General features: G+C 51.9%; 9 protein-coding genes. 4 read left to right on the top strand and 5 right to left on the bottom strand.

Going from position 1 to position 6,432, the window contains the following annotated elements; all coding sequences use genetic code 11:
- The 3 genes from L5470_RS12140 to L5470_RS12130 form a co-directional block, all read right to left on the bottom strand.
- On the bottom strand, positions 1-261 hold a 261-nt coding region (locus L5470_RS12140), incomplete at its 3' end, for a transposase (RefSeq protein ID WP_499500120.1).
- Between the two features lie 31 nt (positions 262-292).
- On the bottom strand, positions 293-613 hold the full coding sequence (locus tag L5470_RS12135; protein WP_499500119.1) for an energy-coupling factor ABC transporter substrate-binding protein: 321 nt from the start codon (positions 611-613) through the stop codon (positions 293-295).
- Between the two features lie 3 nt (positions 614-616).
- Complete coding sequence (locus tag L5470_RS12130; protein WP_227517643.1) at positions 617-889, bottom strand: energy-coupling factor ABC transporter permease; 273 nt, start codon at positions 887-889, stop codon at positions 617-619.
- 29 nt (positions 890-918) lie between these two features.
- Between L5470_RS12130 and pseF the strand changes: the two genes are divergently transcribed.
- The gene (pseF, locus tag L5470_RS12125) at positions 919-1,626 is read left to right on the top strand and encodes a pseudaminic acid cytidylyltransferase (RefSeq protein WP_099798188.1); all 708 of its coding nucleotides are present in this window, start codon (positions 919-921) and stop codon (positions 1,624-1,626) included.
- 157 nt (positions 1,627-1,783) lie between these two features.
- On the opposite strand, the gene L5470_RS12120 is transcribed toward pseF, so the two are convergent.
- Both L5470_RS12120 and crtR read right to left on the bottom strand, forming a co-directional pair.
- Complete coding sequence (locus L5470_RS12120) at positions 1,784-2,743, bottom strand: ABC transporter ATP-binding protein (RefSeq protein WP_448524936.1); 960 nt, start codon at positions 2,741-2,743, stop codon at positions 1,784-1,786.
- Positions 2,744-2,751: 8 nt separating this feature from the next.
- Complete coding sequence (crtR, locus tag L5470_RS12115) at positions 2,752-3,663, bottom strand: beta-carotene hydroxylase (RefSeq protein ID WP_099798186.1); 912 nt, start codon at positions 3,661-3,663, stop codon at positions 2,752-2,754.
- 164 nt (positions 3,664-3,827) lie between these two features.
- Here crtR and recN point away from each other — a divergent pair, with 164 nt between their 5' ends.
- The 3 genes from recN (at position 3,828) to L5470_RS12100 (ending at position 6,191) form a co-directional block, all read left to right on the top strand.
- Positions 3,828-5,549 carry a DNA repair protein RecN gene (recN, locus tag L5470_RS12110; protein ID WP_099798185.1) on the top strand — a complete coding sequence of 574 codons (1,722 nt, stop codon included), beginning with the start codon at positions 3,828-3,830 and terminating at the stop codon, positions 5,547-5,549.
- A 104-nt stretch (positions 5,550-5,653) separates the two neighbouring features.
- Complete coding sequence (locus L5470_RS12105; RefSeq protein ID WP_227517525.1) at positions 5,654-5,971, top strand: DUF8631 domain-containing protein; 318 nt, start codon at positions 5,654-5,656, stop codon at positions 5,969-5,971.
- 19 nt (positions 5,972-5,990) lie between these two features.
- Entirely contained in the window at positions 5,991-6,191 is a 201-nt protein-coding gene (locus L5470_RS12100) for a hypothetical protein (protein ID WP_499500118.1), read from the top strand.
- Positions 6,192-6,432 lie beyond the last annotated feature (241 nt).

The raw sequence follows: 6,432 nt of genomic DNA, 5'->3' as shown, positions 1-6,432 counted from the left end.
TCTGAACCCATAACCTGACCGCTTGATCAGCTTCAATTGATTGTTAATACCTTCGACAACACCACTATTTGTGTGATTATCAAAATAGGCGGTGACTTCACCAAACCACCGACAAATTGTTCTTACGCTCTCTTGAAAAGAATCCTGAGCTTGAGCTAACCAATCGAGCAATTGAAAGGTTCCATCTTCCCAATCTTTTGCTGGCTCAAAGATGGCTCTAAACGATTCCTTCTCCTGATGCATTCGAGCCAGACTTGGCACTACTTCTCGAATTTCTTCCAGTTTTGCTTTTTTACTGGCTCACTTCTGGGTGGTGTTGGGATGCCTGTCGCTCGTGCCTGCTTCGATATAGCCCAAAAACATAGCCGATGACTCCTGCTCCTAGTGCCGCTTGGACGGCAAAGAACAGTGATTCAATTTCGCCACTGGTTGGTTCAAAGACCGGATTAAACCAAGGCTGATAGCTTGAGCTAACCTCCTGAATTGCAGCTTCTGCTTCAGCGTCAGCACCGCTAAACTCGGCTTTGCGCGCCAGCAATAATGGGGCGATCGCCAGCACCACTACCGCCACAACCAATACCCAATTGTTCCAACGTTGATTCTTTCGGCTCATTGGTTATGACTCCTGCTTGATCAAATTCAGGACTTGCAATTCTTCTCGGTTGTAGGTTTGCAACCAGTTCCAAACCATCACCGTCAAGAGACCTTCAGCGATCGCTAAGGGAATTTGCGTTAGGGCAAAAATGCCAGCAAACTTAGCAAAGGCTGCCAACACCCCACCCGTGGCTGCGGGAAAGGCAACGGCCAACTGTAGCGAGGTCAGCACATAGGTCAATAGATCGGCTAGCGCAGTCCCTAAAAAGACAGCTAGGGTTTGTCTAGCGCTTATAGATTACAATAGACGCTTTGAGGAAAAGAATGAAGATCGCCATCATTCCAGCGCGGGGCGGCAGTAAACGTATTCCCCGCAAAAATATACGTGACTTTTGTGGCAAACCAATGCTAGCCCATGCTATTTGCGCCGCTCAGGCATCCAGTCTGTTTGACCGTATTGTCGTCTCAACCGAGGATACAGAAATTGCTACTGTGGCCACTCAATGGGGTGCAGAGGTGCCATTTACGCGTCCAGCGGTATTAGCAGATGATCACACAGGCACCACTCCGGTCATTGCCCATGGCATCCAAGTCTTGCAAAAACAAGGTTGGGAAATAGACTACGTCTGTTGTATCTATCCGGCAGTTCCCCTGTTGCACGCGGCGGATCTCAATAAAGCCCTAGAGCTACTGCTGAGTGTGCAGGCTCCCTACACATTTCCGGTAACAACATTTCCTTCACCCATTCAGCGGGCACTGAAGCGACACGAGACCGGTCGGATGGAACCGTTTTACCCAGAGTATGAACAGGTACGCACCCAAGACTTAGAACCCGCCTACTATGATGCAGGCCAGTTTTACTGGGGAACAGCACACGCTTGGCTGACCGGTGTGAGTATTCATCGCGCAGGTGTTGGACTCGTTATTCCCCACTGGCGAGTTGTAGATATAGATACCCCCGAAGACTGGCAGCGGGCAGAACTTCTGTATCAAATGGCGTTGTTGCATGAAGAGGGGGTACGAAGAGCATAGAAGAGGATAGATATGTTGACATCCTTCCTGCCGCAAGCGGACGGGGTTTTTCGCTCACATTCGATAAAACATCCCATCTTGAGCACTACCCTAGTTTGAAAATTTGGCGTTGCTGAATAGACGTATGATGGTCTTTTGCCAGCAGCGGCCTGTATCCCTAATGGCTCACGTAAATCCCCCGCTGGCGCAACTGTTCGACAAAAAATTCTTCAAGGGTGGGGCGGGCGAGGCGTAGGTGTAAAATTTGTCCTCCCATTTCCTCCACAAGGGTTAAAAAGCGCTGCGGTGAAACGTTAATCACGCCTTGCCAGCGATCGCCTTGAATCTCTAGAGGGTGTAGCCACTCCTGCAGGCCATCGACATGGCCACCCGTGCCCTCCACATGGTAGCTCGTGCTACTGCCAAGGAGCTCGTTCACCCCACCGGTACAAATTAGCTCCCCTTGGGCCAAAATACCAATGCGATCGCAAATGGCCTCCACATCTGCCAAAACATGACTATTAAAAAAGATGGTTTTGCCCTGCTTTTTCAGAGATAGGATGATTTCACGGATTTGATAGCGGCCAAGGGGATCCAAGCCAGACATGGGTTCGTCGAGGAACACGACGTCTGGGTCGTTGATGAGGGCTTGGGCGAGGCCGACCCGCTGCACCATCCCTTTCGAGTAACGGCGCATTTGCTTATTGCGGGCATCCTTGAGGGTTAAGCCCACCATTTCTAGCAACAGTGGAATTCGTTCTTGGCGAGTGGCTTTGCTAAGGCCAAACAGGCCAGCGGTAAACTCGAGAAATTCCCAACCCGTCAGATAGTCGTAAAAGTAAGGATTTTCCGGTAGATAGCCAATGTGCTGGCGAATGGCGCGATCGCCCAAGGGTCGCCCCAACAGCAAGCCATGCCCAGCGCTAGGTTGTACCAACCCCAACAGAGTTTTGAGTAACGTGGTCTTGCCTGCCCCGTTGGGGCCGAGGAGGCCAAAGGTTTCTCCTTGGTACACCTGTAGGGAAACGGACTTCAGGGGGGTGATCACCGTACGCAGCCAAAACCCTGTCCGATAGGACTTTTGTAGGTTTTCGACCACCACAACAGGGGGGCGATCGCCGCTGACTTCAGCCACCATGGAACACCTCAAGAGGGAGGAGGAGTCTTAGAGGGTGGGGCGACCCGATGAAAGTGCAGCCCCACTAAAGCATCGTATAAAAAGGGGAGAAAATTCCCCGGTTCCAATATACCAAGGGTCTGTTTACAGCCGTGGGCATCTAGTAACGGTTTGACGGCATGGTAGGCAGGCTGCACCTTATACCATGGAATATTCGGCCACAGGTGATGAATCAGGTGGTAATTTTGACCAAAGATAAGCAAGTTCAAAATTGGACTGGGATAGACCCGGGCATTGTGCCAGCGATCGCGCTCGGTGTGGGGACGGTGGGGAAAATAGTCAAAAAAGAGCCCCAGCATCAGCCCAACCACCCCGGCGGGCAGAAACCAATAATTTAGAACATAGTGCATGTAGCCACTAGTAGCCGCAAACACCACAATAGCAATTAAGATTAGCCGACTAATTGCCCACTCCAGCAATTCATAGTTCCGCCAGAGCCGCCGCTTGAAAAAGAAAATTTCATGGTAGAAAAAGCGAGGGGCAATTAACCACAAAGGCCCCCCCTTAGACACATAGTGATCTGGGTCATTCTCGGGATCATTGACATTGGCATGGTGCTGCATGTGCACCCGTGTGAAGACCGGAAATACAAAGCCAAGGAGTAAGGCACTGCCGTGGCCCATAATGGCATTGACAAGGCGACTGCTGTGGGCAACATTGTGGGAGGCATCGTGAATCACCGTTCCCATTAGGTGTAGAGCCAGCATATTGGCGCCAAAGCAAACCCAACCCGGCCAGTCTCCCTGAACGTATCCCCACGTCGAAAGAATGGCGATCGCAAATGCGGCAAAAAACATGACTAAGGTTGGATTAAACCCCATTGGTGGCCCCAAAAACTCTTTGGGCACCGTTGCTGGGATCGCTGCTGCCTCCGTGATCATCCGAGCAGTTGCTCCTCAAAATGTTGCAAAATATTACCTTCTACTATGTAGGCTAATCTGCGGTACAAAATCAAGTCGCACTATGGCAAAAGTGAGCTGTCCTCGTTCCAACGAAAGGAAGAGTGCCACAATAGAGTCGCTTGGCTGCCGGAGTCCTAAAGGGAATGCTGCAAACACTGCGGATTAAGAATTTTGCCCTTGTCACGGAGTTAGAGGTCACATTTCACCCTGGTCTGAACGTGCTGACGGGGGAAACAGGGGCAGGGAAATCGATTCTCTTGGATGCCATTGATGCTCTCCTTGGGGGCAAACTAACGGTGCGGCACCTGCGCTCTGGGAGCACCCAAGGACACATTGAAGCGGTGTTTACCCTCACACCGGAGGTACAGGCATGGCTCCAGCGCCTAGAGATTGAAGATATGGGGGGAGAACTGCTGTGCAGTCGTGAATTTAGCCTCAAGGGAGAGACCTTCCGCAGCCGCACGCGGGTAAATGGAGTTCTTGTCAATCGGCAACAGCTACAGGAACTACGGCGTTATCTGGTGCGTTTGACGGCGCAGGGGCAAGCCATTCAACTGGCCAGCCCAGCCCAGCAGCGCGATTGGCTGGATCACTACGGGGGAGTCGAGCTACTGGCGCAGCGTCAGCGGGTGTCTGAATGCTACCAAGCGTGGCAGAGTAGTCAGCGCCAACTGGCAGAGTTTACCCAAGCAGAGCAACAACGACTGCAACGGCTAGACCTGTTGAAATTTCAACTCAGTGAACTGGAGCCAGCCAACCTGAACGACCCCCATGAGTTGGAGACCCTCCAGCAACAATATCAGCGGCTGAGCCACATCCATGAGTTACAGGAGCACAGCCAGCGCGCCTACTACTGGCTCTACGAGGAGGAACCCAGTGCCACAGGGTTATTGGGGCAAGCCCAAATGGCGCTACAGGCGCTCCTGCCCTTAGATCGCTCCCTTGCTCCAGTCCTAGAATTGCTCGAAGGGGCGATCGCCCAAGGCGAAGAGGCCGCACGGCACCTGCGCACCTATGCTGAGAGCCTAGAGGCCGATCCGGAGACCCTCGATAGGATTGGCAACCGCATTCATCAGCTCCAACGGCTGTGTCGTAAGTATGGGCCTGACTTGGCGAGCGTTATGGCCTACCGCGATAGCATTGCTGCCGAACTCAGCCAGATCCAGCAGCACACCATGACTCACGAGCATCTCGAGCACCATGTACAGGCATGGATGACAGAGCTAACCACTGCCAGCGCTCGTCTCCATGAACTGCGCGCTGCTGCTGCAGATCAACTGCAAGCGGAACTCCTTGAGCATCTCCAGCCCCTTGGGCTACCCCATGCTCGTTTCCAAGTACAACTGGAGTCCATAGCTCCCAGCAGCCACGGCAGTGATCACATTACCTTTCTGTGGAGTGCCAATCCTGGCCAACCCTTACAACCGCTTGGGGAGGTTGCCTCCGGTGGTGAAATTAGTCGGTTTTTACTGGCATTAGAAACCTGCCTAACAACACAACAAACAGCGAAGACATTGATTTTTGATGAAATTGATGCGGGGGTCTCCGGGCGTATTGCTGGGGCGATCGCCGACAGTTTGTACCGGTTGAGCCGCCACCACCAAACCCTTTGCGTGACCCACCAATCCCTGATCGCTGCTGCGGCAGATCACCACTACCACGTTCAAAAGTTCAGCGCCGCACACCAGCAACAAACAACGGTTGCGGTATATCCCCTCCATGGAGAAGAACGCCTTCATGCCTTGGCGGACTTGGCCGGGGGCGATCGCTCTGCAGCCGCCCTGTCCTTTGCTAGCCGTTTGTTAGAACAACAGCAGCAGCGGCAAACTCAGCAATTAAATCAAAAGATTCGCATTAAATCTTGACAGTTGATCCCTCTACACTTACATTGAAATAAAATCGATAACAATAAACCTCAGTAATAGTTTTGATGCGGCGATCTAAATTACTATCTAGTGATAGCAACCTGATGACAATTGAACAAGTTCAGCAAACCCTCCATCGTTCCCGAGCCTCTATCTACCGCTACGTCAATAGTGACAACTACGTTATCAATCCTCCCTTTGATCCCAAGCGTCTGAATCCCGAGCGCCGTAGCAGTCGCCGCGAACCATTGTTGTTTCACCCTAACGAGGTAGCACGGTTTGCCCGTGATGTTATGGGGTTTACCGAGCTTCACGTCGAACTAAAAACAGTACCACAGGATCAACCCGAGCAACTGCTCAGTAGTATTTTGGCGGAACTTCAGGCGATTCGGCAGCTTTTGGAGCGATACATTAATCGATAGCCGAGTATGGGTACCCACGATGAGTGAGTTCAGTGAAAGCTATCATCTGCGCAGTGAGCAACCGGAAGATGCTATCGAGATCTTGCGCTCTATACAATGCAACGGTTACGTCTATAGGCCAAGCAATGGCTGGGTAACCTTTTTAGCTGAGGGGAGCGCCTTTGAGCCAGACGAGCGGATTGTTGCCGCCGCCGTCCATCCCCTGCTTCACAACGGGTAGGGCTGGAAGCCCCGTACTGAAGTACGGGGAGGAAAGCTCCTTTAGCAACTTCAGTTGCCATAGTACCATTTAAGCGCATAAAATGAACTCATGCCACAGCAAATACTGACCATTGTCTGTCAACTAAATCCCACTGCAGAGCAAATTGTCAAGCTAGACCAAGTTCTGCAGGGCTTCGCTGAGGCTTGCAGATACATCAACAGTACCATTTGCCCCAGCATTACTAACAAGAACCGTATTC

Origin of the sequence: Synechococcus sp. PCC 6717 (genome assembly GCF_022698185.1) — a bacterium.
Lineage (GTDB): Bacteria > Cyanobacteriota > Cyanobacteriia > Thermosynechococcales > Thermosynechococcaceae > Thermosynechococcus > Thermosynechococcus lividus.
The sequence above is the reverse complement of the archived record's forward strand: the minus strand, read 5'-3'. Positions and strand labels throughout refer to the sequence as shown.

Excerpts from the sequence above, each read along its gene's own strand:
- L5470_RS12135 (WP_499500119.1), bottom strand. The coding sequence starts at position 613 with ATGAGCCGAAAGAATCAACGTTGGAACAATTGGGTATTGGTTGTGGCG.
- pseF (WP_099798188.1), top strand. The coding sequence starts at position 919 with ATGAAGATCGCCATCATTCCAGCGCGGGGCGGCAGTAAACGTATTCCC.
- L5470_RS12120 (WP_448524936.1), bottom strand. The coding sequence starts at position 2,743 with ATGGTGGCTGAAGTCAGCGGCGATCGCCCCCCTGTTGTGGTGGTCGAA.
- crtR (WP_099798186.1), bottom strand. The coding sequence starts at position 3,663 with ATGATCACGGAGGCAGCAGCGATCCCAGCAACGGTGCCCAAAGAGTTT.
- recN (WP_099798185.1), top strand. The coding sequence starts at position 3,828 with ATGCTGCAAACACTGCGGATTAAGAATTTTGCCCTTGTCACGGAGTTA.
- L5470_RS12105 (WP_227517525.1), top strand. The coding sequence starts at position 5,654 with ATGACAATTGAACAAGTTCAGCAAACCCTCCATCGTTCCCGAGCCTCT.
- L5470_RS12100 (WP_499500118.1), top strand. The coding sequence starts at position 5,991 with ATGAGTGAGTTCAGTGAAAGCTATCATCTGCGCAGTGAGCAACCGGAA.